The organism is Cognatundibacterium rivi, from assembly GCF_018139565.1.
In the GTDB taxonomy this organism is placed as follows: Bacteria; Pseudomonadota; Gammaproteobacteria; order Burkholderiales; family Burkholderiaceae_D; genus Undibacterium; species Undibacterium rivi.
Genome location: NZ_JAGSPK010000002.1, coordinates 253826 through 279196, shown reverse-complemented (window position 1 = coordinate 279196; position 25371 = coordinate 253826). Strand labels below are relative to the sequence as shown.

Annotated in this window: 25 protein-coding genes; 11 read left to right on the top strand and 14 right to left on the bottom strand. The window is 49.8% G+C overall.

All coding sequences use genetic code 11. The features are described 5' to 3' along the window. Positions 1-22: 22 nt before the first annotated feature. From KDM87_RS05630 to KDM87_RS05615, 4 genes are all read right to left on the bottom strand, one after another. Complete coding sequence (locus KDM87_RS05630; protein ID WP_212678173.1) at positions 23-1009, bottom strand: beta-ketoacyl-ACP synthase III; 987 nt, start codon at positions 1007-1009, stop codon at positions 23-25. 4 nt (positions 1010-1013) lie between these two features. Beyond that, complete coding sequence (plsX, locus tag KDM87_RS05625) at positions 1014-2084, bottom strand: phosphate acyltransferase PlsX (RefSeq protein ID WP_212678172.1); 1071 nt, start codon at positions 2082-2084, stop codon at positions 1014-1016. A gap of 246 nt (positions 2085-2330) precedes the next feature. After that, positions 2331-2513, bottom strand: coding sequence for a 50S ribosomal protein L32 (gene rpmF / locus KDM87_RS05620; RefSeq protein WP_212678171.1), 183 nt, complete (start codon positions 2511-2513; stop codon positions 2331-2333). A 140-nt stretch (positions 2514-2653) separates the two neighbouring features. Then, positions 2654-3178 carry a YceD family protein gene (locus KDM87_RS05615; protein ID WP_212678170.1) on the bottom strand — a complete coding sequence of 175 codons (525 nt, stop codon included), beginning with the start codon at positions 3176-3178 and terminating at the stop codon, positions 2654-2656. 124 nt (positions 3179-3302) lie between these two features. On the opposite strand from KDM87_RS05615, the gene KDM87_RS05610 reads away from it, so the two are divergent. The 3 genes from KDM87_RS05610 (at position 3303) to KDM87_RS05600 (ending at position 6241) form a co-directional block, all read left to right on the top strand. Continuing rightward, entirely contained in the window at positions 3303-3956 is a 654-nt protein-coding gene (locus KDM87_RS05610) for a Maf family nucleotide pyrophosphatase (RefSeq protein WP_212678169.1), read from the top strand. 308 nt (positions 3957-4264) lie between these two features. Next, the gene (locus KDM87_RS05605; protein WP_212678168.1) at positions 4265-5017 is read left to right on the top strand and encodes an SAM-dependent methyltransferase; all 753 of its coding nucleotides are present in this window, start codon (positions 4265-4267) and stop codon (positions 5015-5017) included. A gap of 63 nt (positions 5018-5080) precedes the next feature. After that, positions 5081-6241: an iron-containing alcohol dehydrogenase gene (locus KDM87_RS05600; RefSeq protein WP_212678167.1), complete on the top strand. Its 1161-nt coding sequence runs from the start codon at positions 5081-5083 to the stop codon at positions 6239-6241. 132 nt (positions 6242-6373) lie between these two features. Here KDM87_RS05600 and KDM87_RS05595 read toward each other — a convergent pair whose 3' ends face one another. The 6 genes from KDM87_RS05595 to KDM87_RS05570 form a co-directional block, all read right to left on the bottom strand. Then, the gene (locus KDM87_RS05595) at positions 6374-7000 is read right to left on the bottom strand and encodes a hypothetical protein (protein WP_212678166.1); all 627 of its coding nucleotides are present in this window, start codon (positions 6998-7000) and stop codon (positions 6374-6376) included. A 186-nt stretch (positions 7001-7186) separates the two neighbouring features. Next, positions 7187-8407 carry a hypothetical protein gene (locus tag KDM87_RS05590; protein WP_212678165.1) on the bottom strand — a complete coding sequence of 407 codons (1221 nt, stop codon included), beginning with the start codon at positions 8405-8407 and terminating at the stop codon, positions 7187-7189. Between the two features lie 132 nt (positions 8408-8539). Then, a complete protein-coding gene (locus KDM87_RS05585) occupies positions 8540-9298 on the bottom strand; it encodes a hypothetical protein (RefSeq protein ID WP_212678164.1) in 759 nt (252 codons plus the stop codon). A gap of 9 nt (positions 9299-9307) precedes the next feature. Beyond that, on the bottom strand, positions 9308-9907 hold the full coding sequence (locus KDM87_RS05580; RefSeq protein WP_212678163.1) for a hypothetical protein: 600 nt from the start codon (positions 9905-9907) through the stop codon (positions 9308-9310). Further along, entirely contained in the window at positions 9904-10182 is a 279-nt protein-coding gene (locus KDM87_RS05575; protein ID WP_186885388.1) for a DnaJ domain-containing protein, read from the bottom strand. Before KDM87_RS05575 ends, KDM87_RS05580 begins: the two co-directional genes overlap by 4 nt. 348 nt (positions 10183-10530) lie before the next feature. Continuing rightward, positions 10531-11010 carry an FKBP-type peptidyl-prolyl cis-trans isomerase gene (locus KDM87_RS05570; protein WP_212678162.1) on the bottom strand — a complete coding sequence of 160 codons (480 nt, stop codon included), beginning with the start codon at positions 11008-11010 and terminating at the stop codon, positions 10531-10533. 311 nt (positions 11011-11321) lie between these two features. Between KDM87_RS05570 and KDM87_RS05565 the strand changes: the two genes are divergently transcribed. Beyond that, positions 11322-11897, top strand: coding sequence for an SAM-dependent methyltransferase (locus KDM87_RS05565; protein WP_212678161.1), 576 nt, complete (start codon positions 11322-11324; stop codon positions 11895-11897). Positions 11898-12201: 304 nt separating this feature from the next. Continuing rightward, complete coding sequence (locus KDM87_RS05560; protein ID WP_212678160.1) at positions 12202-13371, top strand: hypothetical protein; 1170 nt, start codon at positions 12202-12204, stop codon at positions 13369-13371. Between the two features lie 54 nt (positions 13372-13425). Here KDM87_RS05560 and KDM87_RS05555 read toward each other — a convergent pair whose 3' ends face one another. The 3 genes from KDM87_RS05555 to ispD form a co-directional block, all read right to left on the bottom strand. Further along, positions 13426-13698 (bottom strand): DUF4404 family protein, encoded by a 273-nt coding sequence (locus KDM87_RS05555; RefSeq protein ID WP_212678159.1) that lies wholly within the window; start codon positions 13696-13698, stop codon positions 13426-13428. Positions 13699-13747: 49 nt separating this feature from the next. Beyond that, the gene (gene ispF / locus KDM87_RS05550; protein ID WP_230407607.1) at positions 13748-14251 is read right to left on the bottom strand and encodes a 2-C-methyl-D-erythritol 2,4-cyclodiphosphate synthase; all 504 of its coding nucleotides are present in this window, start codon (positions 14249-14251) and stop codon (positions 13748-13750) included. 65 nt (positions 14252-14316) lie between these two features. Further along, positions 14317-15024, bottom strand: coding sequence for a 2-C-methyl-D-erythritol 4-phosphate cytidylyltransferase (gene ispD, locus KDM87_RS05545; protein WP_212678158.1), 708 nt, complete (start codon positions 15022-15024; stop codon positions 14317-14319). Positions 15025-15141: 117 nt separating this feature from the next. On the opposite strand from ispD, the gene mfd reads away from it, so the two are divergent. From mfd to KDM87_RS05525, 4 genes are all read left to right on the top strand, one after another. Beyond that, positions 15142-18573 (top strand): transcription-repair coupling factor, encoded by a 3432-nt coding sequence (mfd, locus tag KDM87_RS05540; RefSeq protein WP_212678157.1) that lies wholly within the window; start codon positions 15142-15144, stop codon positions 18571-18573. Positions 18574-18609: 36 nt separating this feature from the next. Further along, positions 18610-19470, top strand: a complete 861-nt coding sequence (gene serB / locus KDM87_RS05535; protein WP_212678156.1) for a phosphoserine phosphatase SerB — start codon at positions 18610-18612, stop codon at positions 19468-19470. 257 nt (positions 19471-19727) lie between these two features. Then, entirely contained in the window at positions 19728-20801 is a 1074-nt protein-coding gene (locus KDM87_RS05530; protein ID WP_212678155.1) for a phosphotransferase family protein, read from the top strand. Between the two features lie 84 nt (positions 20802-20885). Beyond that, complete coding sequence (locus KDM87_RS05525; RefSeq protein WP_212678154.1) at positions 20886-22145, top strand: acyl-CoA dehydrogenase family protein; 1260 nt, start codon at positions 20886-20888, stop codon at positions 22143-22145. 108 nt (positions 22146-22253) lie between these two features. Here the strand turns inward: KDM87_RS05525 and KDM87_RS05520 are convergent, their stop codons facing one another. Next, positions 22254-23135 carry a DMT family transporter gene (locus KDM87_RS05520; protein ID WP_212678153.1) on the bottom strand — a complete coding sequence of 294 codons (882 nt, stop codon included), beginning with the start codon at positions 23133-23135 and terminating at the stop codon, positions 22254-22256. A 193-nt stretch (positions 23136-23328) separates the two neighbouring features. Between KDM87_RS05520 and KDM87_RS05515 the strand changes: the two genes are divergently transcribed. Beyond that, positions 23329-24021 carry a glutathione binding-like protein gene (locus tag KDM87_RS05515; RefSeq protein ID WP_212678152.1) on the top strand — a complete coding sequence of 231 codons (693 nt, stop codon included), beginning with the start codon at positions 23329-23331 and terminating at the stop codon, positions 24019-24021. 66 nt (positions 24022-24087) lie between these two features. Then, positions 24088-25314: a DUF2863 family protein gene (locus KDM87_RS05510; RefSeq protein WP_212678151.1), complete on the top strand. Its 1227-nt coding sequence runs from the start codon at positions 24088-24090 to the stop codon at positions 25312-25314. Positions 25315-25371: the final 57 nt, after the last annotated feature.

The following is a 25371-nucleotide window of genomic DNA, read 5'->3' as shown; positions in this document are numbered from 1 at the left end:
GTCTCTCTGGTTATGTTGATTGCTACATCTGCACAATGGCGGCACCCCAGGTAAATCCGCCACCGACACCTTCTAATAATATTTTGTGGCCAGACTGTATTCTGCCATCGCGCACAGCCTGATCCAGCGCCAAAGGAACAGACGCCGCTGATGTATTACCATGCTGATCAACCGTCACGACCAACTTATCCAAAGGCAAGCGCATTTTCTTGGCAGTGCTATGCATGATGCGCAGATTCGCCTGATGAGGAATCAACCAATCGATATCTTCTGCGTTCAAGCCAGCCTGTGCTAACGCTTCATTAGCCACTTTTTCTAAAACAGATACCGCCAATTTAAAGACGGCCTGACCATCCATCTGCAAATAACCGCTACCGGCAATGGCTCCGTCCTGCACCGTGCCCGGTACGGACAAAATATCTGCGTATCCGCCATCGGCATGCAACTTGGTCGCCAGCACCCCGGGCTCATTCGACGCACTCATTACCACCGCACCGGCGCCGTCACCAAACAACACACAAGTGGTGCGGTCATCAAAATTCAGAATACGGGAAAACACTTCAGCACCGATCACCAGTACATTTTTATGCGCACCGGATTTAATCATGCTGTCTGCAATCGACATTCCATACATGAAGCCACTGCAAACGGCCTGCACATCCATCGCAGGCGCGCCATTAGTCAGTCCCAGTTTATTCTGCACCACACAGGCGGTACTAGGGAATCCACCAATGAAATCGGGAGTCGAGGTCGCCAGAATAATCAGGTCGATATCGTTCGGCGTCAGCTTCGCTGCTTCCAGCGCTTTTTTGGCTGCTGCGACACCCATATCGCTGGACTTCTCTCCATCATCAGCATAATGCCGCGAAGAAATGCCGCTGCGGGAAACGATCCACTCATCAGAAGTTTCTATCCCTTTTTTGGCCAACTGGTCAGCCAATTCCTGGTTACTGACTTTTTTTGCTGGCAGATAGCTGCCAGTACCTATGATTTTACTAAAAATTGTCATGCGCTTATTTTGCCATCAGGTCATTATTATATTCGGGCGAAGCCAGGTCTGCCACTGGCATGAGTTTCGCCATCGAATTAGAAATACGAGTCAGGACATCATTTTTTGCCGCATCAAATGCGCGCTGTATTGCCCACTCATAGCTATATTTATCTGCACTGCCATGGCTTTTAAAAACCAGGCCGCGCAAACCAAGTAAACAACCGCCATTGTAATTGGAAGGGTTCATCGTCTGCGAAATCGACTTTAAAGCACCGCGCGCAATCAGCGCACCCAACATGTTCAATGGATTACTCTTAAACGCGCCTGTCAGGGTCGTTTTCACAAAGCGCCCCATACCCTCGGCTGCTTTCAAGGTCACATTACCGACGAAACCATCGCACACCACAATGTCGGTCGTGCCTTTGAATATATCATTACCCTCGACGTTGCCATAAAAATTCAACAGACCACGCTCATGATCAGCCCGCAGCAATTGCGCGGTTTTTTTAACGACATCGTTACCCTTGATATCCTCTTCGCCGACGTTCAGCAGGCCAATGCTTGGCCTTTCCTTACCTTCCAGTGCAGACACCAAAGCTGATCCCATAATCGCAAACTGATGCAAATGCAAAGGCTCGCAATCGACGTTCGCGCCGAGATCCAGCATATAAGTTGGCAGATTTTTTTGATTTGGCAGCATGCCGCTGATCGCAGGGCGATCCACGCTCTGCATGGTTTTCAGGACATAGCGCGACACCGCCATCAAAGCCCCGGTATTGCCAGCTGAAACGCAGGCTTGTGCATGTCCGTCTTTTACCTGCGTGACCGCAACACGCATCGAAGAATCTTTTTTACGACGCAGCGCAATCTCAATAGGGTCATCCATTTCCACCACTTCGGTGGCGTGGATAATTTTCATGCGTGGATGATGTTCAGCATGATTCTTTTTAAGTTCAGCCTGGATAACCGATTCAAGTCCGACCAGCAGAAATTCAACATCAGGCTCGCGATGAGCGAAAGCAACCGCCGCCGCCACTGTAACTGACGGGCCATGATCGCCACCCATGCAGTCTATGGAAATTTTTATTGTCATGTAGTGTTACTAAACTTCGATCCGAAACGACTAGTGTACCAAACGAAGAGGTAATTTCCGTCAATTCCATTTTCACGCAGAAATGAAAAAAAGAAAAAACAGAGAAAATCAGTCTGGATCCGAAAACGTGTTTATAAAATCAGGGAACAGACAACTCTGAACACCGGAATTCAGGAAAAACAGGCATAAAAAAAGCGGCGCCAAGTACGAGACTCGTCACGCCGCTTCCTTTAACAAGAACAGAGATTACTCGTCGTTCTTAGTTTTCAATACTTTACGACCACGGTAAAAGCCGTTAGGGCTGATGTGGTGACGCATATGTGTCTCACCAGTTGTTGGCTCGATACCTAACTGTGGTGCAGTCAGGAAATCGTGGGAACGGTGCATGCCACGCTTGGATGGGGACTTTTTATTTTGCTGAACTGCCATGATAACTCCTAATACTTCAAAAAATGTTTCTAAAAATTTACACACCTGGCTAAAGAATGCGCACACATAGTAATGCGAACATCGCCAACCAAGAATCCCTAACAATACTTCGACCTGAGTGTTTTTTCAGAATAATGCCACTAGGTACGCCCACTAATTTTCTTCAACACAGCAAAAGGTGATTCTTTTTTACTGACTTCTGCTTCCATCGCTGCAGTAGTACTTGCTGAAGCCATCGATACATCCGGGCATACTGCATGTTTGGGCGATTGGGGTATTGCGAGCAGCGCTTCATCTTCGATCAAATCATTGACATCAAATGTTTTGCTGCCTACTACAACATCGACCTCGTCATCATCAAGCAATGCGTCAATTTCATCAGCATTTTCTTCGTTTTTGGCGAGTATCAATACAGATTCAGAGTCAATTTCATATGCAAATGGTGTCAGGCAGCGCTGGCACATCAGATTCACGCTGCCAGTCACACTTAATACCAGCCGTGGATGACCCAGTGCATCTTTACCGCCAGACAAAGACCAGTTCAACGCACCATCGGTGTTTGCACTCTCGCCTGAAAGCCGGGGTAAATCTGCGACTAAAATGCTTCCTGAACGTTGCTCTTCGAGCCGACAATACGCGAAAGCGTCAATCACAAAAGCTTGCATAGGATTATTTGAACCCAGAAAACCTGCGATAATAACAGCACTCGGCCTTGTTAGTCAAAGGCTTACAGGCATTTTTTAAGCCAAAACGACTTATGCCGGTTATTTACCGCTGATTTCCCTGAATATGCTCAAACACCAGCCTGACTCACCACACTTCAATTCCAACCCACGCCTGATTCTCGCATCCAGCTCGGTCTATCGCCACGAATTATTAGCCCGGCTGCAAATCCCCTTCGAGTCGAGGGTGCCGGATATCGATGAAACTGCGCGACATGGCGAAATACCAGAAGCCACTGCCCTGCGGCTGGCACAACAAAAAGCCGAAGCCATCGCGAAGCAACTGACATCGTCCGCAGCAGATTTCGCAGAAAATGCGCTCATTATCGGCTCTGACCAGGTAGCGACACTGAATGGCATCCACATCGGCAAGCCCGGCGATCATGCCAGCGCCTTAAAGCAATTGCAACTGATGCGCGGCAAAGAAGTTGTTTTCCATACCGCATTATGTCTGCTGGACACCCGCTCCGGCGCGCAGCCAGCGGTACAATTGCGCAACGTGCAAACCGTCGTACGTTTCCGCGATTTACCGGATGCAGAACTCGATGCCTATTTGCGCATAGAGCAACCCTACGATTGCGCGGGCAGCGCAAAAAACGAAGCGCTCGGCATCAGCATCTTAGCGTCGATACAAAGCGATGATCCGACCGCACTGACAGGATTACCTTTGATTGCGTTGACCGACATGCTGCGCAAGGCTGGCGTTCAGTTTTATCGCTAAGCACCAAAAAATGCCCTGTTTTTAGCAAAATTTGGGGAGTATCTGCCTTTTTTGCCTTATTGTCAGCGTAAAACAAGGGCGTAAAAAGATACTCCCCCCCAGTATTTACAAGCACAAAATGACGCCGATAAGCCTGTTTTAGTTAAGTACGCAGTTAAGTACACAGTTAAGTGTCGCCATGGCAGAACGGTATAAACAAGCGCTATATCGTTACCACGACCGTTCTGCTCAGACTCAAATCTAATCACACCGGCCTATTTTCAGCTCCATTTTCAACGATATTTTTAGTTTCATTAAAAGACTTCCCCATGACAGGCACACTATTCCTCATCCCCAACACACTGGGCTACAATGAAGGCCAGCAAGACGGTTTGCTGGCGAAAATCATTCCCGATACCGTGCAAGCGATGTCCGCGCAGCTCGGTCATTTCGTTGCGGAGAATGCTAAAACCACCCGCGCCTACCTTAAATTTCTCGGTCAGCATCATCCTCTGAAGCTCGCAATGCAGGATATACAGATCAGCGAACTCAACGTGAATACGCCAGTGCAGGCACTCGAAGGTCTGCTGCAACCCTTATTGCAAGGCCATGATGTCGGCCTGATTTCTGAGGCTGGCGTTCCCGCTGTTGCCGATCCTGGCGCGAATCTGGTACGACTCGCGCATCAGCGCAACATCACAGTTCGCCCGCTGGTCGGCCCCTCATCCTTGTTGCTGGCGTTGATGGGCAGCGGCTTGAATGGTCAGAGCTTCGCCTTTCACGGCTACTTGCCAACCGATGCCACGTTACGCGCAAAACGTATCAAAGAGCTGGAAGACCGTTCGCGCAAAGAAAGGCAAACGCAATTGTTGATAGAAACGCCGTATCGCAACGCCGCCATGCTGGAAGCGCTGGCAAACCAATGTCAGGCACAAAGCCTGATTTGCGTTGCCACCGATCTGACATTGCCAACCGAATCGATACAGACGCGCACCGCGGCAGAATGGAAAAAGCGCATCGCCGCTGGTCAGAGCCCGGATTTCCATAAAAAACCGACGGTATTTCTGTTCCTTGCCAGTTAATTGCGAACGACCGATCTATTTTTTGAATTTACGCTAAGATAAGACTTTCTCAAGGAGACGCCCATGTTGAATTTCGATTTCTACAATCCGACTCACATCCTGTTCGGCAAAGGCCGTATTGCCGACATCCATCAAGCCATACCGGCAGATGCCAAAGTATTGTTGCTGTACGGTGGTGGCAGCATCAAGCAAAACGGCGTGTTCGATCAGGTCATCGCCGCACTCGGCAACCGCAGCATCACCGAATTTGCGGGCATCGAGCCCAATCCAAGTTATGAAACGCTGATGAAAGCCGTCGACGTTATCAAACAAGGCAATATTGATTTCCTGCTGGCGGTCGGCGGCGGCTCAGTGATTGACGGCACCAAATTCATCGCAGCGGCAGCCTTATTTGAAGGCGGCGATCCGTGGGCGATTATGGAAAAACATGGCCGCAATGTGACCAAAGCCCTGCCGTTCGGCAGCATCCTGACTTTACCGGCGACAGGCTCAGAAATGAATGATGGCGGCGTCGTCACCCGTCAATCGATCAAAGCCAAACTCGCATTCAGCAGCCGTCATTGTTTCCCGAAATTTTCGGTTCTCGACCCCACCACGACTTACACCCTGCCAGTACGCCAGATCGGCAACGGCGCGGTCGATGCGTTTGTGCACGTAATGGAACAGTACCTGACCTATCCGGTCAACTCGCCGGTGCAAGATCGCTTTGCCGAAGGCCTGCTCAAAACGCTGATCGAAGAAGGCCCGAAAGCCCTCGCTAATCCAGAAGATTACGACGTGCGTGCGAATCTGATGTGGTGCGCCACGATGGCCTTGAATGGTCTGATTTCTACCGGCGTACCGCAAGACTGGGCGACCCACATGATAGGCCACGAACTGACTGCCCTGCATGGCATAGACCACGCCCAGACACTGGCTATCGTCTTGCCGAGTATGCTGCGTGTGCGCAAAGAAGGCAAACGCGCGAAGTTGCTGCAATTCGCTGAGCGCGTCTGGGATATCCGCGAAGGCAGCGAAGACAGCCGCGTCGACAGCGCGATCAGCCGCATGCAGGATTACTTTGAGCAAATGGGCGTCAAAACCCGCCTCAGCGATTACAAACTCGGCGCAGACGATATATCCCCCATCATCGCCGCACTGGAATCTCACCGCATGCTGACCATCGGCGAAAAACGCGACGTCACGCTCGATGTCAGCCGTCAGGTGCTGGAATTGAGTTTGTAAGCAACTCGAACAAAAAAATGGGCGACTGTCGAAGTCGCCCTTTTGGGTCTCAGGTTACGCGTCGCGTCTCTATTACTAAATGAGTAAAGATGAGTCTGGCAGCATCTAAACATAACCCGCTAGCAATTTGTTTCAAGCTTTCGGTATTTTTTTATCTTCGTCGTAGCCCAATAGGCCTAAGAGCCTTCCCGTCGCTTGCGACAATTGTTTATCAACCCCCTCTACATCTAACAGAAATTTACGAAAATTTTTTGCTGAAAATTCTTCCAGTACGTGTGGAGGATTTTGGGGGTGAGCTTTCGTCTTCGATCGTAAAACAGGAATAATATCGGTACTGTCTTCAGGCTGACCGAGAACAAACCAGTGAGAATGAACAAATTTATTTCTACTGTCCTCAAGACGTCCAATTCGTTTAATTTCTGAATTGGCATGTTTCATTTCAAGCTCAAGTGCAGCCTTTGTTTTTTGCAATTCACAACACTTTTTATACTCTGGTCTTGATGGGAGGTAACTTATCTGCATCTCCAGCAATCGCCGTTTGGTACGAAAAGGGGCTTCAGCAATCGCTATTCTCAGAAGCTCGACCACTTCACCGCGGGGTTTTGAACTGGCGGCGGCCAATTGAAGAAGCCTATGTTCAATTGTTTGTTCCAACCCTTGAAAAGTCCGAATGGATCTACCGAGAAGCAAATCAAACTCATCAATCAATTCAGATTGATGACCGTATTTACGAGCACCTTCGTCAGCATTAGAAGTCATAAATGTTTGTTTTAGATTCAGCAAAAATAAATTTCAACGCGAAACAGTAAAAATTACCCACACACATTGAATCCCGCACTAAATTTCGCTAATGAACACACTCTAAACCCATAAACCCAAAAAGTACTAATAAATCATCACTCCGATGAAAGCTCAAATTCCTTTTTTACCAAAGATTTGAGCAACTTATTTCCCCGCCTTCTGAATATGGCAGTGCATCGTCAGGAAACGGATCGCACCAGTCAGGTAGGTGTCCCAGTCATCAAGCAGGTATTGATTGGCTTCTTCGACGAAATTGTCCCAGTCTTCCAGCAAGCCTTCCTGCTTTTCATGCGGTGCCGATTCTTTGATCCAGGCAGTCGCCAGCGCGTGATCAAAGCCATCGTTGCGGAATTGTTTGATGATGGTTTTTGCGGCTTTTTCTGTCAGCGTGGTTTTGGGCGGAACACCGGCTGAGATACATAAAAACAGGGTCATCAGCGAATCAACGTCTATCTTGCCTTTGGTCAGGCGCGTCCATTCTTTGGATACCAACGCATCGTATTCTGAGGTATCTTCGATTTCATGATCGCCGAGGTAATAACGCTCTTTCAGTGCAAACACCAGTTGCGCCAGCGGCGTTGTTTTGTTTTGCAGCAAGGGTAAATCGTGTTGTTTGATTTCGTCGATCACCCGCTGCACCACTGGCAAAAAGGCGGGTGGCACTTCAGACAAATCAGCTGATGCCAGCGCTTTATTACGTTTTGCCGGTGTCATCGCACGTATTGTTTCCAGCAAGGTTGCAAATTGAATCTGATTTTCGATCGTGGCATCAGGGCCGCCAAACATTTGTGCCAGCAAGGCGGTGCGAACCACGCCCACGGCTTCCACATCTTCATCCTGCAGATACGATGGCGTCAGCCCCAGCCATTCGCCAAACCAGTATCCAGCCTGAATTTCCAGCGCATTGAGCTGGCGGTGTTCGAGCGCATTGCGGTATTCCTGCGGTTTCTCTTTGAGCGACCAGGCATCCAGAAAATCTTCGACCTTGCCTTTGGTTTCGCGGCCGAGCAAGGCATATTCCGGCATCGCAAATAAGGCTTTCAACAAGCCGGAGCCGCCACGCGACAGGCTCAGGAAAGTATTGTCACGAATCAGTTTGGCCGCCAGTTCGAGATCGCCTTTCGATGTCTCGATCAGATACAGGCTCGCCAGATTGACGATGCGCTTGCGTGCCAATTCAATTTCCGGGCGCAGATATTTACTACCAAACGCTTCCGCAATCTGCACCATGCCTTTCGGCGCTTCGGTTTCGATCGCTGCAATCTTGCTGCTGGCGATGATGGCTTTTTGTACGCCATAGCGTAATGCTGACTCAAAAAATGGCCGGTTATCAATCAGGGCAATATCGTAAACAGAGGCTGTCATCGTATCTTCACTCGCTTTTTACTCGCAGCTGACGCACATTGGCGCAAGCAACTTACCGGAATTAGGGAAACTAACAAAAAATGCAGAACACGATCGCCGCGCTCTGCATTGATTCAGAATGCCGACAGCAAATTACAGCGCGGATTCTTCGTCATCCTTGTCGTCACCGTCATCATTATTTTTAGGACGCTCATCTTCTTCTGCCTCGCCCTCGCCGCCTTCAAGCTCATCACTTTGCTGGCTCGCCAGATACGCTTTATAGCGAGCGCGCAGCTTCATCAGCACTTCACGGAAAATTTCCGGCAACTCGTAACGCAGCAGATAGGTGACCTGCATCCAGTCGTGATCTTCCAGATTCGCCATATCAAGTGGCGACGCGAGGCTTTCGGTATCCCGATCCAGATTCATCAGATCGTCTTCCTGCGCCTGGGTTTTAGCGCCATCGCCATATTCGTATAAATCGAACGTCGCGTATTTATAAAAATGCTCGACCATCGGTGCACGATCCATCAGGTAATCAACCAGCGCATCGTAGCCACCGTCGACTTCGGCGATTTCGTACAAAAATTCTGCAGGATCAGCGCCTTCACGGAAAATAACGGAATTGATCATGCCGCGTAATTGCTCATGCGTCTGATCGCCATAACGGCGCTCCAGCACAACCGCTTGTGCGAATTGTTCCGGCGTCACCAGCAAATTCACCAACGACTCTTTGGACGCGTCGTATTCGCGGATAATCGCCAGTAAATCTTTGGCCGGAAAATCATCCAGTGCGGCGACCAGCGCCTTGTCGCCTTCTGTTTCTGCGATGTTAGCCAATGCGAATTCGGCACCGGCGATATCGCCCGCCATGATCAGGTTTTGCGCTTCAATTAATGCAGGTAAGCTCATGTTTTATCCTTAGTCTTTGCGGTCAAAACCTTGTTCAGCCAGCCAGTCTGCGCCTGCTTCGTCAAGGTCGTAATCGTCACCATCATCGCCGTCGTCGCGGCCGTGGCGACCGTAGTTTCCATCGAGGTCGCCGTTTTCTTTCAATTCTTCATCGGCGTCGTTGATTTCTTTATCTTCGTCGTCGGCTTCCAGTGTATTCGTGGCGCTGTGTTTGCGCGTTTGCTGGCCGCGATTCAGATATTCGAGCGCTGCCGCAATCACCAGAAATTTCTCACCGGCCGCTTCTTTTAAAACGATCTTGCTCAATGGTTCTGCCCAAGGCTCGAGTTTGACGGCAGCGGATAAACTTTTCCACGTTGGCAGCTTGGCTTCTTCGCGGGTCGACAGTGATTCCAGCGCCAGCGGATTCATGAATATAAATCCCATGTGGAAGGCCGATGCCAGCATTTCCGGGTTCGATTCCATCATCGGCAACAACAAAGGCAGTTGTTCGCCTTTTTCACGCAGACGCGCCTTCAGGACATTTTTGCCTTCGGAATCTGATTTCAGATCTTCGATTTCGGCGTTATACACCGCCATCAGATCTTCAAAAAAACGGGACAATTTCACTTCAATACTCCTGATAAATAATGCTTCCAGATGTCAGTCGCCGTTTCCAGCGGAGAATCGAGCAAGTTACGACGACGATTTTCATCATAAGCGGCACGCGCCGCATCGTCAGACAAAATGTCGTAGGCTTCTTTGACCGCATGAAATTTTTCTGGTGCCAGTTCCGATGTATTCCTGTCAGGATGGAACTCTGCCGCTTTCTGGCGGAAGGCTTTTTTCACATCCGACAATGACGCATTCGGCGCAATACCGAGAATGACGTAATAATCTTTCATATGCTTTTCGCTTCCATTTTTTATTCACGCTTTTTTCACGCTTTTATTCACGCTGACAAGACCATCAGCGCTACATCAACGTTCCCCTGAATGCGGCTGACACTGGCAACCAGGCGCCAGCGACTTCATCGCATGACAGCGGCTGCTGATCCTAAAAAAATACCGCCTGAGTGCCAAAAATGAGGTGTTTTTGGGGAGTATGCAGCAAAAACTGGCATTTCCCTTATATTATTCAAGGGTGTTTACATATACCCGGGGGAGTATATGTAAACTGGCAAACTGCGCCGACAGGCTGTGATCTGCACCGGCTCTCAACAAGGATCGCCGGGCACAGATCCGTCGCCAGAATTAATGGTGGTGACCGTGTTCGCCGTGTACGTGACCGTGGACGATTTCTTCGTCAGTCGCTTCACGAATATCCAGCACTTCCGTGTCGAAGCGTATCGTCATGCCCGCCAGCGGATGATTGCCATCCACAGTCACAACACCGGCATCAATCTTCGTGACGCGGAACTGCATGGTTTCTTCAGTTTCCGGATCGCGGGTTTCAAACATCATGCCGACTTCGATATCCGGTGGAAATGCGCTGATATCTTCTTCGCGCACGAATTCGGATTCGATTTCACCAAAGCCGTCTTCCGGTGCCAGCACCACAGATACCTTATCGCCAACCTTCTTGCCTTCCAACGCGGCTTCAACGGCGGGCAGAATATTGTCGTAATCACCGTGCAGATAAACAATAGGATCACGGTTCTGATCAATGATGTCGCCGTTCGTATTGAACATCGTGTAATTCAGGCTGACAACGGAGTTGGCTTTAATTTGCATGGCGTATATTGTGTAAATGTAGGTGAAATTTTGAACAAGGGCGGCGCTGTAAGCGTGCTGCACAGATAGCATCGAAAGCGCGGATTTAAAGACATGCAAGGAAAATACTACGCTCATTTGCAATAAAAATCCGTCATACCTACCCCGATCAGGGGCTGTATTGTAGCAGAGAGCGCTTTTCCGACTGAAATAACACCTAGCTGACTATGTACAAACACCTTGCGAAGCTAAAGTAACGCAAAAGACACAGCAAGAATAGCTCAAACAGGGTATATTCCGCGCCTTTCATTTCACCCACATCCGGAACCGCTATGCTCATCATCACGATCAAACAAGGTAAAGAAAAAGCATTGCTGGAGGGGCAACCCTGGATTTATCTTTCAGCCATCGAACGCATAGACGGTAAATTTGGCGAGCGAATTAAATCCGGCGCAACGGCGCTGGTCCGTTCGTCTTCCGGCCAATTTCTGGCACGTGCCGGATGGAGCCCGAAATCGCAGATTCGCGCCCGGATCTGGACGCTCGATGAAAAAGAAGCGGTGGATCACGCCATGATCAAACGTCGGGTTCAGGCGGCGTTAGCGAAATCGCGCGCAAGCAAAAACAAAGCGGGCAGCGCAAAACGACTGATTAATGCGGAAGCCGATCAGTTGCCGGGCTTACTGGTCGATTTTTACGGCGACAAACCTGGCTATCTGGTCTGCCAATTTCAGGCCGCCTGTGTGGATGCCTGGAAAGTGACCATTGTCAAAACGCTGATCGCCGAAACTGGTTGCCCGAATGTATATGAATATGCAGACGAACTGGTACGCAAAGGCGAAGGTTTACCATGGAATTCCAGCGCCCTCGCAGGTGAAGCGCCACCTGATGAATACGGGTTTGATTAACTACGCTCTTGCTATTTCGCATGGCATATCTTTGGTTTAAATGAAATCAAGTGTATTTGAACAAGCGATGGCCATTACTGACAATTCAATTTTTGCTTAATGCACTGATACAAACAAAGCAATTATTGTACTAGAGAGGCTTAGCACAGCTATGCCCACGAAAGCCTCCCCCTCTTTTCCCCGCGGGTATCAATCGTTTTTGATAAAAGTCATTAGCTGAACAACTGCGACGTTTTTTCAATTTACTAACAAAAGTGGCAAAGTTATAATAGAAAGTTAGTTAAAAATTAAAAACTATTACTCTATGAAATATAAACAAACTCTTATCTGCACTATCACGATTGGTCTACTCGCGTCCTGCGGGGGTGGGGGAAGCAGCAGTTCAACAAGTACTAACAACAATGCGATTTCGGACCCTGCCCCAACATCTACTCAATACGTAAGGCCGTTAGCTGCAGAGGGGGACACGTATACATTCAAAGTTTCCCATCGTTTCCGCTACGCAAATACCTGGGACACCTATTACAGAAGTGAAATCTACTCCGCACCTAATGCGCAAGGATTGCAAAACCGGGCGATATACGTCAGTGGGCCTTACAGCACTCACTTTACAGAAGTACTGGATAAAGATGGTGTTGTGGCGAACCGCTTCCGATTGTCCTACATCCAGTTACCTGACATTAAGTTTTACAATACCTGCAGTTACGATCCGGGCATGAGCAGTGCAAGGTCTCCCTATTTCGTCGGGCAGCAATGGAACGTCGACTCAACGATGACCTGCGCTACACCAGGTTACCGGGCAGACATTTACAAAGAAAAAAGCACTGGGAAAATTACTGCGATTGAAGAAATCACTCTTAACACAGGTAAGCACAAGACCTTGAAAGAAGTTTTCACCACGGCCGAAACTATGTTCACATCAACCGGCGAACGCCCCTCTGTTTTATCGGAACGCACCTGTTGGCGAGACGTAAGTACAGGTATTTATGTCAAATGTAATATTCGTACGACCGAAACATTTTATGACTCACCCGCATCGTCTGCATCTTTGGATGGAAGCCCATCTTACGATGACGTCAATGTGGAGTTGATTGCTTATGAAACTAAATCCAAGAGTACTGCACCTGCAGTGGAGCGATTTGCCGGACCTTGGGATTTCAGCGACACAAGTGGAACAGGCCTGAGTTGCATGGTTGTCCCCCAAAGTAATTTAACAAACTGGCGAAAGGATCAGATTCCGGCAGATGGCAACTTCAGTATGAGTTGCACTCTTGCGAATAACGGGACAAGACCTAAGCCTGTTTTTCAAGGAAAAATTGACGCCAATGGAAATGTTACACTAACCACAGCACAAAATAATATTGAGATGATTAGCATTACAGGAAAAGCAGAATCTCTGATTAAACTGAGTGGAACCTGGAGCAGTACAACAGGAAGGAAAGGTAACTGGGTCATGACAAGACCAGAGAACTAAATCAAAACAGCCCGCTTATTACATGCGGGCTGTTTTTTATTGCAGACAGCGGATTTAAACGCCGATCTTCGCCAGCATCGAGCCTAATTCACGCAATACCGGTTCCAGTTTAGGATGTTCGGCAGCGAATTTTGCCGACAGCGCCAGAGAGCGTTCGCTCAGCGTATCAAACACGGAAACATCATGCGCCTGATCGGAACTCAGTACATGATGAATGTCCTGATTTAAGTTTTCCAATAACGCCTTTAACTCATCATCGACTTTTTCGGTTCCCGCCAACTGTTGATGAGCATCAGCCAGCAGTTGTTTCAGATTTTCATGTTTCATTTTTTGTTTTCCTTTTTTATTCCAACTATTTCAGCTTTAGCCGAACAGCTTACTGACTATCAGTATGAAACACCAGCACCACGGCTTCCGCGGCAATACCCTCTTCACGTCCTAAGTAACCCAGCTTTTCATTGGTCTTGGCTTTGATATTGACCTGGCTGACATCCACCTGCAGGTCTTCGGCGATATTTCTGACCATCGCTGCGATATGCGGCGCCATCTTTGGAGCCTGAGCAATGATGGTCGCATCCAGATTACCGATGACATAACCAGTCGCATGCAAACGCTGTACTGCCTCACGTAATAACACACGCGAATCGGCACCTTTAAAACGCAAATCGGTATCGGGAAAATGTCGTCCGATATCCCCCAGCGCCACGGAACCGAAAATCGCATCGGTAATCGCATGCAGTAACACATCAGCATCCGAATGACCAAGCAAGCCCTTCGTGTGCGGAATATCCACACCGCCAATGATCAACCGCCGTTCAGATACCAGCGCATGACAGTCATAACCTTGCCCTATGCGGAAAGGACGCATCTTATTTTTCATCAAACAACCTCAATTTATTGATTCTCTACTCTTTACTGTTTTTACTGTTTACTGCTTTGCCAAATTTATTTATTTCTTTGCAGATATTGCGCCGCCATCATCAGATCTGCGGGCAATGTCACTTTCAGATTACAGGCGTGACCTTCGACCAATACGGGTGAATATCCCATTAATTCAAGCGCACTCGATTCATCGGTAACCTGCTCAGCCTGATCCAGCGCCTTGCAGAGCAAAGCATAACGGAACATCTGCGGTGTCTGGGCTAGCCATAAACCTTCGCGGGAAACGGTTTCTACTTTTCCATCCTGAATACGTTTGACGGTATCCACAACTGGCAAAGCAAGTAAGCCACCGACTGCATCTGAGCCCACCTGGTCGATCAATTTCTGCAGTAACGCAGAGGTCAGCCCTGGTCGGGCGGCGTCATGCACCAGTACCCAGTCATTGGCATCGAGCTTATCTGCCAGATACGCGAGACCATTCCGCACACTGTCACGCCGGGTCGCACCCCCGCAACGCAAAATAGTCATGCGCTCGGCGGCAAGCAAAGATGTATCTGCCACAGCGTCATCTTCACTAACCACAACATAAGTATGACTGATGCCCGGAAAATTCAAAAACGCGTTCACGGTGTGTTGCAGTATGGATTTACCAGCGATGGTCAGATACTGTTTGGGGGAGTTCGCGCCCATACGCGCACCAACACCTGCTGCCGGAATCAGGGCAACATAACGTGGCGATTGGCCTTGCTGTTGTATTAATTCTTCAGACATAATCAGATCAGTGGCGTTTGAATGCCTGACTGCCCCTTCGTTTATAATTGAACGCTCATTTTAACCGCGTATCTTGTTCCGTAAGATCGTTTTACGGCATCTTCCTGTCTAGCCGCAATGTCATTTGATTTCAGTAAATCCTTAGCAAAACCCAGCCATCGTCTGGCGCTCCCCAATCTGCATGGTTCTTCTGATGCGTATGCACTGGCGCAAGCCGCCACGGCGCTGAGGTCAGAAAAGCGCATGCTGACCGTGTTCGTCGCTAATCCCGGCGATGCCCAGCGGCTGCTGGACGAAATACCGTGGTTCAACGCTGAATTGCGCTGCCATTTGCTGCCGGATTGGGAAACCTTGCCGTATGACGCTTTTTCGCCACATCAGGATCTGGTTTCTGAGCGCCTTGCCAGTCTGTACGAAATTCAAAACGGCAATTGCGATGTCTTGCTTGCTCCGGCGACCACTGCCCTGCTGCGCATGGCACCGCCGTCCTTCCTTGCCGCCTACACCTTCTTTTTCAAAAAAGGCGACACGCTGGATGAAGCAAAACTGAAAACACAGCTGACACTGGCCGGTTACAGCCATGTCAGCCAGGTGATGTCGCCCGGTGAATATTCGGTGCGTGGCGGGCTGATCGACTTATTCCCTATGGGCTCCGCCCTGCCGTATCGCCTTGATTTATTTGGCGATACGATAGAGACCATCCGCACCTTTGATGCTGATACCCAGCGTTCTTTGTATCCGGTGCCGGAAGTTCGACTGCTGCCAGGGCGCGAATTCCCTATGGATGAACCGGCACGGGTAGCATTTCGCAGCCGCTGGCGCGAAACATTCGAAGGCGATCCGTCGCGCTCATCGATATACAAAGATATGGGCAATGGCATTGCGTCTGCCGGTATTGAATACTATCTGCCGCTGTTTTTTGAGCAAACTTCAACTCTGTTCGATTATCTGCCCGAAGCACCGCATTTCGCGCTGGTCGGCAATATCGACGAGACGATACAACGTTTCTGGACCGATACCCGCTCACGTTATCAATTCCTGAAATCGGATCGTGAGCGCCCGGTGTTGCCACCTGAATCTGTTTTCCTGCGTGACGAAGATTTTTTTGCAGCCCTGAAAACACAGGCGCGCTGGGTCATCAGTGACACCGAAAAAAACGCTGCCGCATCGGAAGTATCGAGCTTTCTGCCAGATATCGCAGTCAATCGCCGTGCGGATGATCCGCTGACGAATTTACGTTCTTTCCTGCTGCAGACGGATAAACGCGTAATGATTTGCGCCGAAACTGCCGGTCGTCGCGAGACCTTGCAGCAGTACTTCAATGAATACAATATCCAGCTCAGTCTGTGCGAAGGCTATGCTGATTTTGCGACGGCCAATGCCAAGCTGATGCTGGGCGTTGCGCCCTTACATGCCGGTTTCGTGCTGGCAGAAGATCTGGCCTTCATTACCGAAGCTGAACTGTATGCAGGCAGCGGCAAACGCATAGGCCGCAAAAAACAGGAAGCCACAACGCAAGTCGAGCACATGGTGCGCGATTTATCCGAACTTAAAATCGGTGACCCAGTCGTTCACAGCAATCATGGTATCGGGCGTTACATGGGGCTGATCAGCATGGATCTGGGCGAAGGTGACACTGAATTCCTGCATCTGGAATACGCCAAAGAAACCAAGCTGTATGTGCCAGTGTCGCAGTTGCACGTGATCTCGCGTTATTCCGGCGCGTCGCCGGACGATGCACCGTTGCACACGCTGGGTTCCGGGCAGTGGGAAAAAGCGAAGAAAAAAGCCGCACAACAAATCCGTGATACCGCCGCAGAGCTGCTGAACCTGTACGCACGCCGCGCTGCCCGTCACGGCCATGCATTTGAATATTCAGCCAAAGACTATGAAGCGTTCGCTGAGAGTTTCGGCTTCGATGAAACCCCGGATCAGGCGGCAGCCATCAACGCCGTGATCGGCGATATGACGTCGGGCAAACCTATGGATCGCCTGATCTGCGGTGACGTCGGCTTTGGTAAGACTGAAGTCGCGCTGCGCGCAGCTTTTGTTGCAGTGATGGGCGGCAAACAGGTCGCGATTCTGGCACCAACGACCCTGCTTGCCGAACAGCATGCCCAGACCTTTGCCGATCGCTTTGCTAACTGGCCGGTCAAAATCGCTGAATTATCGCGCTTCCGTTCCGGCAAGGAAATCAATCAGGCAATCAAAGGGATGGGCGATGGCACGGTCGATATCGTGATCGGTACGCATAAGCTATTGTCGGACGACGTAAAATTTTCCCGACTTGGCCTGGTGATTATTGACGAAGAGCACAGGTTCGGCGTTCGCCAGAAAGAAGCACTGAAATCATTGCGCTCCGAAGTCGATGTACTGACGCTGACTGCAACGCCGATTCCGCGGACGCTGGGCATGGCACTCGAAGGCTTGCGCGATTTTTCCATCATTGCGACAGCGCCGCAAAAACGTCTGGCGATCAAAACTTTCGTTCGCAGTGAAAATGATTCCGTGATCCGCGAAGCCTGTTTGCGCGAATTAAAACGCGGTGGTCAGGTTTACTTCCTGCATAACGAGGTAGAAACGATAGAAAACCGTAAGGCCATGTTAGAGGCGCTTTTACCGGAAGCGCGCGTGGTGGTGGCGCATGGTCAGATGCATGAACGTGATCTGGAAAAAGTCATGCGTGATTTCGTTGCGCAACGGCATAACATCCTGCTGTGTACGACAATTATCGAAACCGGTATCGACGTACCGACTGCGAACACCATCATCATGCACCGCGCCGATAAATTCGGCCTCGCGCAATTACACCAGTTACGCGGTCGGGTTGGGCGCTCGCATCACCAGGCCTATGCATATTTGCTGGTACATGATGTACAAGGCCTGACCAAACAGGCCAATCGCCGGCTGGAGGCGATTCAGCAAATGGAAGAACTTGGCAGTGGCTTTTATCTGGCGATGCACGATCTGGAAATCCGCGGTGCCGGTGAAGTGCTGGGAGATAATCAATCAGGCGAAATGCATGAGATCGGCTTCCAGATGTATTCCGACATGCTCAATGAAGCGGTACGTGCGTTGAAGAATGGCAAAGAACCTGACCTTGCCGCACCTTTATCATCCACCACCGAAATCAATCTGCATATCCCGGCCTTATTGCCAAACGACTTCTGCGGCGATGTTCACGAACGGCTGTCGATATACAAACGCCTCGCGAATTGCAGCAAAGCCAGTGCGATCGATGATATGCAGGAAGAAATGATTGATCGTTTCGGCAAACTGCCGGAACAGGTGAAGTCTTTGCTGGAAACCCATAGGCTGCGGGTCGCCGCCAAACCGCTGGGCATCATTAAGATTGATGCTCATAACGAAGCGGCGACTTTACAATTTGAACCGCAGCCACCGATCGATGCAATGCGCATCATCGAGCTGGTACAAAAGAACAAACACATCCGTCTGAATGGTCAGGACAAATTGCGCATTACTGCCAACATGCCTGACCTCGCGAGCCGGGTTGCTCAAATCAAAACCACGCTCAAAGCGCTGCATTGATTTGTCACTGAGATTTCCTTACTTATTGATCCGTTCATGACCATCACACAATTGACCATACAAGGCGTGCATCCCATTCACGGGACGCATCAGGCTTTACTGCAAGAAATTATTGAACACAGCAAGGCGAAGACATCGAAGCACTTGAATGACTACGCGCTGCGTCTCAACGGCGTCAGCCTTGACGATGCGGCATGGGCGCGGATACAGCAGCAATGCTTCGATGCTGCGCTGGATGTCACAGCGCAGGCGCAGGCACGCGCCCTCAGTGACTTCAAACTGGTCGCGATGGATATGGATTCAACCCTGATCACCATCGAATGCATCGATGAAATCGCGGACATGCAAGGTTTGAAACCGCAAGTGGCAGAAATCACCGAAGCTGCCATGCGCGGTGAACTCGAGTTCTGCGAAAGCCTGACGCGCCGGGTTGCGCTGCTCAAAGGACTGGATGCGTCTGCGCTACAACGCGTCTATGATGAACGTTTGCAACTATCACTTGGTGCAGAGAAGATGCTGAAAGCGGTGCAACAAGCTGGATTGAAAACCCTGCTGGTCTCTGGCGGTTTTACATTTTTTACCGACCGCATGAAATCTCGCCTGCAGCTCGATCACACCCATGCCAATGTACTCGAAATCGAGAATGGCAAACTGACTGGCAAAGTGGTCGGTGGCATCGTTGATGCAGATGAAAAGAAAAGAACCGTCGAGCGCGTTTGCGCAGAAATGGGCATCACGCCAGATCAAGCCATCGTGATGGGCGACGGCGCTAACGATCTGAAAATGATGAAAATTTCCGGCATGTCCGTCGCCTTTCGCGCCAAACCCGTGGTCCGCGCACAAGCCGATGTCGCATTGAACTTTGTCGGGCTGGATGGTGTATTGAATTTATTCTGAGCCGTTTTTTTGGCCTCGCTATAAAATTTTTTCCATTTCATTTTTCCGCACCATTCCGTTGAAGGGCTTCAGACGTAAGTTTGAAGCCCTTCAACATTCTTAGACACACTGAGAGCGTACTTTGAATACTTGTTTTCTTACAAAATAAAAATAGTACGAACGTTCGATTACTTGAGTTAAAATAGTTTTGACCATCTGCTCCGAAGTGCATCCGGGGTTAAGATCACATAACAATTTATATCCGCCAGGAGACATTGATGTTTGAAGAATTCATGGGCACCATGCCGGTTGCTGATCGTCAGAAATTCGATATCGGCGCACTTGCCGACTATATGCGACAACATGTCGAAGGCTTCGATGCCTCACTAACCGATCAACTGGTGGTCGAACAATTCAAAGGCGGCCAGTCTAATCCGACTTTCAAACTAACTGCCGGCAATCAACGTTATGTAATGCGCGCCAAACCGGGGCCAGTTGCCAAGTTACTGCCATCCGCCCACGCAATCGAACGTGAATTCAAGGTCATGAATGCCTTAAATAAAGCGGGCTTTCCGGCTGCCAGACAATACGCTTTGTGCGCCGATGAAGACGTGATTGGCCGTGCGTTTTACATCATGGAATTTGTCGATGGGCGGGTATTATGGGATCAATCGCTGCCTGGTATGACACCTGCGCAACGCGGTGAAATTTACGATGAAATGAACCGCGTCATCGCCCAACTGCACACCATAGACTACGCGGCGATCGGTCTGGCTGATTATGGCAAACCGGGTAATTACTTTGCGCGTCAGATTGATCGCTGGACGAAACAATACAGGGCGTCGGAAACCGAAAAAATCGAAGCCATGGATAAGCTGATCGAATGGCTGCCGCACAATATCCCCGCCGGCGATGACACCAGCATCGTGCATGGCGACTATCGCCTCGACAATATGATGTTTCACCCGACGGAGCCACGGATTCTGGCGATACTGGATTGGGAACTCTCCACACTCGGACATCCGCTGGCTGATTTTTCATATCATTGCATGAGCTGGCATGTGACGCCGGGGCAGTTCCGCGGCATTGCCGGTCTTGATCACAAGGCACTCGGCATTCCTTCTGAGCAGGAATACATCGCCAAGTATTGCGAACGTACTGGTAAAACCATACGCCCGGAAGATTTCAATTTCTACCTTGCTTACAATCTGTTCCGCATGGCGGGCATTTTGCAAGGCATCATGAAACGTTATGTCGACGGTACCGCATCCAGCGCGCAGGCGAAAAAATCTGGCGAAGCGGCAAGACCAATGGCGGAACTGGGCTGGAGCTACGTACAGAAACAAGCATAATGGTTTTTATCGTTCTTAACGTTGATTAAGAACACAAGCAGCAGGCAATTCATTTTCATCGTGAAAACAAAAACCGGAGACAAAATGGAATTCGAATACTCAGATCGCTGTAAAGAACTGCAAGGTAAATTATTGCGCTTCATGGATGAGCATATTTATCCGAACGAACAAGCCTACAAAGAAGAAATCGACCGCAATGGTCTGGAAAAAGGCAACCGCTGGATAGCAACGCAAATCATTGAAGACTTGAAACCGAAAGCCCGCGCAGAAGGCTTATGGAATCTGTTCCTGCCTAAATCAGCGCGTGCACCTGAGGGTTTGTCGAATCTGGATTACGCGCCTTTGTGCGAAATCATGGGTCGCGTCGGTTGGGCACCGGAAGTGTTCAACTGTTCCGCGCCGGACACCGGCAATATGGAAACTATCGAACGCTACGGCACCGAAGATCATAAAAAGCAATGGCTGGAGCCATTGCTGCGGGGCGAAATCCGCTCGGCTTTTGCGATGACGGAGCCTGGTGTTGCTTCATCCGATGCCACCAATGTGGAAACCCGCATTGAGCGCGATGGCGATCATTATGTAATCAACGGCCATAAATGGTGGATATCCGGTGCTGGCGATCCGCGTTGCGCCGTCTACATTTTGATGGGTAAAACCGATTTCAACGCCGCCCGCCATGCGCAGCAATCGATGATACTGGTCGATGCAAAAACACCGGGCATCACGGTGAAACGCCCTCTTCCTGTATTCGGCTATGACGATGCACCGCATGGTCATTGTGAAATTCTGTTTGAAAATGTGCGTGTCCCTGCGTCGAATATTCTGCTCGGCGAAGGCCGTGGTTTTGAAATCGCTCAAGGTCGCCTTGGCCCTGGTCGTATCCATCACTGCATGCGTGCGATTGGCGTGGCAGAACGTGCGCTGGAATTAATGTGCAAACGTCTGAACAGCCGCACCGCATTCGGCAAGAAAATTTCTGAACAAAGCATCTGGCGTGAGCGCATTGCTGAATCCCGCATACAGATTGATACAGCACGTTTGTTGACGATGAAGGCAGCGTATCTGATGGATACAGTCGGCAACAAACATGCACAGGCTGAGATTGCGATGATCAAAGTGCTGGCACCGAATGTCACGCAGCAAGTACTGGATTGGGCGATACAGGCACACGGTGCAGGCGGCGTTTCTGGCGATTTCCCACTGGCGGCACAATGGGCGGGCAACCGTACCCTGCGTCTGGCGGATGGCCCGGATGAAGTTCACCGCAATGCGATTGCGAAACTGGAACTGGCAAAACATATCGATCTGAAAGAAGATTTGGGCTTGCCGATCACCCGTTCCTGATTGAACTCAAGAGCAATCTCATCTTGCTCGATTCAAATAAAAAAGGCGAAGATAAACTTCGCCTTTTTTATTCTGCACCCCATCAACCCCAGCGTTTTTCGTGCAGTATCAGTGTGCCTTCCCGTGCCAATACGATACCGCCACCGTCGCTGAAATCACGATGGCGCAGCCGATCAAGGCACGCAGATTTGGGGTTTCGTGTAATACGAGATAAGCGATGGCGATGCCATAAACGGGTTCCAGCGAGGTCATCAGACTCGCGAATCGGGTCGAAACATAGCGCAGGCTATACATGAACAAGCCGTGTGAGATCGCCGTAAACACCACGCCCATCAGTGCCAGCCCCCACCATTCGTTAGCAGAAATCTGACTCAGCCCGCCATTCACCAACACAAATGGCAGCAAGGTAATAGTGGCGACGCTATTTTGCAGAAATGCCAGCCGGAATGGCGCAATATGACCACCCTGCCAGCGATTTGCCAGCACCAGTAACGCAAAAGTCAGCCCGGAAAAAATACCCAGCAATAAACCGGTCACTGGCGATTGTGCTGCCGCATTCGCGATATTGCCGCTACCAGTATCGCTGACCATCACGGCCATACCGATCACCACTGCAAACGCCGCGTACCAGTCCTTACCATCCCTCTTTTCCTTGAAGAGCCATGGCTCCAGCCACGTCACGAACAACGGAAAACTGGCAAACCCCATTAATCCATAGGTGACAGGTGCCACCTTCATCGCGGCAAAAAAACTTAACCAATGTACCGCCAGTAAAGCGCCGCACAGGATTACCGTTTTTGGCACCGCACGAAAAGAAAACTCACGCTGAATCAGCAACAAAGGAATCAGACTGAGGCTGGCAAACAAGGTCCGCCCGAACACCAACAATAGTGACGACACTGCCAGCAGTTTACTCAACACACCTGCACTACCAAATAAAAATATCGCAAAATGCAAAGCGACATAAGGCACAACCGAACTGTTTTTCATCAATCTGTACACACAAGCAAGACAAGGATGTCGCATGATGCCATCATTCCCTGCATCTGGTAAGACAGAAATCCTACGACAATCAAAAAGAGGATTCTGTGCGCAAATTGACAAACCTCTGCATAATAAGCATTAGAAAGCGATCCGATCAGTATTTAACACCTGTCCGACAAATTCATAATGGGAGCACACGATGATAGACGTTTATTCCTGGCCTACTCCGAACGGTCACAAAATCCATATCATGCTGGAAGAATGTGGTCTGGCATACCGCGCGATTCCGATTGATATCAGTGCTGGCGACCAGTTTAAGCCTGAATTTCTCGCGATTTCTCCGAACAATAAAATTCCGGCGATTGTCGATGCCGACGGCCCTGACGGGCAGCCGATTTCTTTATTTGAATCCGGCGCCATTCTGCTTTATCTCGCTGGGAAAACAGGCAAATTTCTCGGCAATACTGACAGAGAAAAATATGACACTCTGCAATGGCTGATGTTTCAAATGGGCGGCTTTGGTCCTATGCTGGGTCAGGCGCATCATTTTCGCATTTACGCACCGGAAAAAATTGATTACGCAATTGATCGATATACAAATGAAGCAAGACGCCTGTACGGCGTCATCGACAAAAAACTGGCAAGCTCTGAGTATCTCGCTGGCGAGGAATACACGATCGCTGATATTGCCGTTTTTGCCTGGGCGCGCTCCTTTGCCAATCAGGGAATCGACTGGGCCGATTTCCCCGATGCAAAACGCTGGTTTGATGTCATCAGCGCCCGCCCTGCGGTTCAGAGAGGTGTGCAGGTTCTCGCCAATTTACGCAAACCATTAGAAACTGATAAATCAAAAGACATCTTATTTGGCAAAACCCAGTACGCAAAAAAATAATTTTAACCACTCACAGACGGAAGCGCGGCGAAGATAATAATCCGCCCGTTTCTTACCAGGATATATATGCGCCGACCTGTAAAACGAAATAGAATCAAGCTCGCCGCAGAAAGCCAACGACTGGTCAATTTGTCGCTGGCAGTCGCACAATCAGCGAGTCGCATCGAAGATTTGACCTGGCAGGAAAAGCTTGATTTCTACGTCTCTAAAAATCTGCACCAGCATCATCAGGAAATCGTTGATGCGGCGGCAGAGAATTTATTTGCATCCCATCCCAACGGTTACGAAGTCCTCGTTGAAACACTGGAAACGGTCAGCACCTGCTCCAGTGTTGAGATACAAGGAAAAAAATTCACTACGCTACTCATCGCAGCGCCAGTGCTGGCCTGGACCCGTTTTGAAATCGCCTCAGGGGCAATTCCGGCAGACATACTGTCGCGACTCTCCGGAAAACTGATGAACAATATGCTGATGCCGACCACAAAGCTGCGTCTGCTACCGCATTTATATTCAATCGATCAGTTGCCACGCAATCACTGCGAGACTTATGCTTTACTGGAACGTCACGCGCTGGCGGTACTGAAAGACAGCAGTTATCCGGTTGAGACTGAACACGCACAAACCGTCCCATTTCTGGCGGATATACGCTACGTGCTTGGGGTGCTGGTGGCACCAGCCGATGCGCCGATTTTTCAGTGGCAGGCATTAGAAGCCCCCTATGATTGCGCAACAGCAAAAAGTAATGCGCTGCTCGCCTGGCAGGAGCAAGCTACCCCCGCCGTCAAACACCTGTTGCCGGGGTGTGGCATTGAACTCCTGTTACCAGAGGCGTTTTACACCGCTTGCCGTGAAGCTGATGTCAAAATTCGACCGGCATCGATACGCTCAGCGATATTTTATCTGACCCAGACGTTGAACAAAGAAGCGTCGCAACTCAGCGTCGTGATTGCCTCTTGTGGGGTACAGGACACACCGGGTCAGATTGACGAGTTCAGAATCAGCTTTTGCTTGGCCGATGCGCCGGAGGTGATTTATGGCGTGGTCTGGCCGCTATATCAGGCCGAAGATCAGCTCGCTGCCGTCAGCCTCGACGAAAGTGGAAAGTTGACTGGCGATATCCCAGACATACTGAATGATTGCGGCATTCGCAATATTCTCCAGTTAGACGAAATTTTTGCGATGGAATTTTGCGACGATTGCGGCACACCGTTATTCGCGGATCGCGATGCCGAACTGGTACACCCTGAAATGCCGGACGATACTCCGTCGCCCGGCACGGCACACTTCCACTGACCCATCCCGACATTCATCTGATCAGCAATCCATTTGCTGATCAGATCTTTATCCCGC

What these genes read in the sequence shown, in the direction of transcription:
- KDM87_RS05570 (WP_212678162.1), bottom strand. Translation starts at nt 11,010, where the DNA reads ATGCAAATTAAAGCCAACTCCGTTGTCAGCCTGAATTACACGATGTTC.
- KDM87_RS05605 (WP_212678168.1), top strand. Translation starts at nt 4,265, where the DNA reads ATGACAGGCACACTATTCCTCATCCCCAACACACTGGGCTACAATGAA.
- KDM87_RS05525 (WP_212678154.1), top strand. Translation starts at nt 20,886, where the DNA reads ATGGAATTCGAATACTCAGATCGCTGTAAAGAACTGCAAGGTAAATTA.
- KDM87_RS05515 (WP_212678152.1), top strand. Translation starts at nt 23,329, where the DNA reads ATGATAGACGTTTATTCCTGGCCTACTCCGAACGGTCACAAAATCCAT.
- ispD (WP_212678158.1), bottom strand. Translation starts at nt 15,024, where the DNA reads ATGTCTGAAGAATTAATACAACAGCAAGGCCAATCGCCACGTTATGTT.
- KDM87_RS05520 (WP_212678153.1), bottom strand. Translation starts at nt 23,135, where the DNA reads ATGAAAAACAGTTCGGTTGTGCCTTATGTCGCTTTGCATTTTGCGATA.
- KDM87_RS05595 (WP_212678166.1), bottom strand. Translation starts at nt 7,000, where the DNA reads ATGACTTCTAATGCTGACGAAGGTGCTCGTAAATACGGTCATCAATCT.
- KDM87_RS05610 (WP_212678169.1), top strand. Translation starts at nt 3,303, where the DNA reads ATGCTCAAACACCAGCCTGACTCACCACACTTCAATTCCAACCCACGC.
- KDM87_RS05590 (WP_212678165.1), bottom strand. Translation starts at nt 8,407, where the DNA reads ATGACAGCCTCTGTTTACGATATTGCCCTGATTGATAACCGGCCATTT.
- serB (WP_212678156.1), top strand. Translation starts at nt 18,610, where the DNA reads ATGACCATCACACAATTGACCATACAAGGCGTGCATCCCATTCACGGG.
- KDM87_RS05600 (WP_212678167.1), top strand. Translation starts at nt 5,081, where the DNA reads ATGTTGAATTTCGATTTCTACAATCCGACTCACATCCTGTTCGGCAAA.
- KDM87_RS05585 (WP_212678164.1), bottom strand. Translation starts at nt 9,298, where the DNA reads ATGAGCTTACCTGCATTAATTGAAGCGCAAAACCTGATCATGGCGGGC.
- KDM87_RS05575 (WP_186885388.1), bottom strand. Translation starts at nt 10,182, where the DNA reads ATGAAAGATTATTACGTCATTCTCGGTATTGCGCCGAATGCGTCATTG.
- mfd (WP_212678157.1), top strand. Translation starts at nt 15,142, where the DNA reads ATGTCATTTGATTTCAGTAAATCCTTAGCAAAACCCAGCCATCGTCTG.
- plsX (WP_212678172.1), bottom strand. Translation starts at nt 2,084, where the DNA reads ATGACAATAAAAATTTCCATAGACTGCATGGGTGGCGATCATGGCCCG.
- rpmF (WP_212678171.1), bottom strand. Translation starts at nt 2,513, where the DNA reads ATGGCAGTTCAGCAAAATAAAAAGTCCCCATCCAAGCGTGGCATGCAC.
- KDM87_RS05530 (WP_212678155.1), top strand. Translation starts at nt 19,728, where the DNA reads ATGTTTGAAGAATTCATGGGCACCATGCCGGTTGCTGATCGTCAGAAA.
- KDM87_RS05555 (WP_212678159.1), bottom strand. Translation starts at nt 13,698, where the DNA reads ATGAAACATGAAAATCTGAAACAACTGCTGGCTGATGCTCATCAACAG.
- KDM87_RS05560 (WP_212678160.1), top strand. Translation starts at nt 12,202, where the DNA reads ATGAAATATAAACAAACTCTTATCTGCACTATCACGATTGGTCTACTC.
- ispF (WP_230407607.1), bottom strand. Translation starts at nt 14,251, where the DNA reads ATGAAAAATAAGATGCGTCCTTTCCGCATAGGGCAAGGTTATGACTGT.
- KDM87_RS05615 (WP_212678170.1), bottom strand. Translation starts at nt 3,178, where the DNA reads ATGCAAGCTTTTGTGATTGACGCTTTCGCGTATTGTCGGCTCGAAGAG.
- KDM87_RS05510 (WP_212678151.1), top strand. Translation starts at nt 24,088, where the DNA reads ATGCGCCGACCTGTAAAACGAAATAGAATCAAGCTCGCCGCAGAAAGC.
- KDM87_RS05565 (WP_212678161.1), top strand. Translation starts at nt 11,322, where the DNA reads ATGCTCATCATCACGATCAAACAAGGTAAAGAAAAAGCATTGCTGGAG.
- KDM87_RS05630 (WP_212678173.1), bottom strand. Translation starts at nt 1,009, where the DNA reads ATGACAATTTTTAGTAAAATCATAGGTACTGGCAGCTATCTGCCAGCA.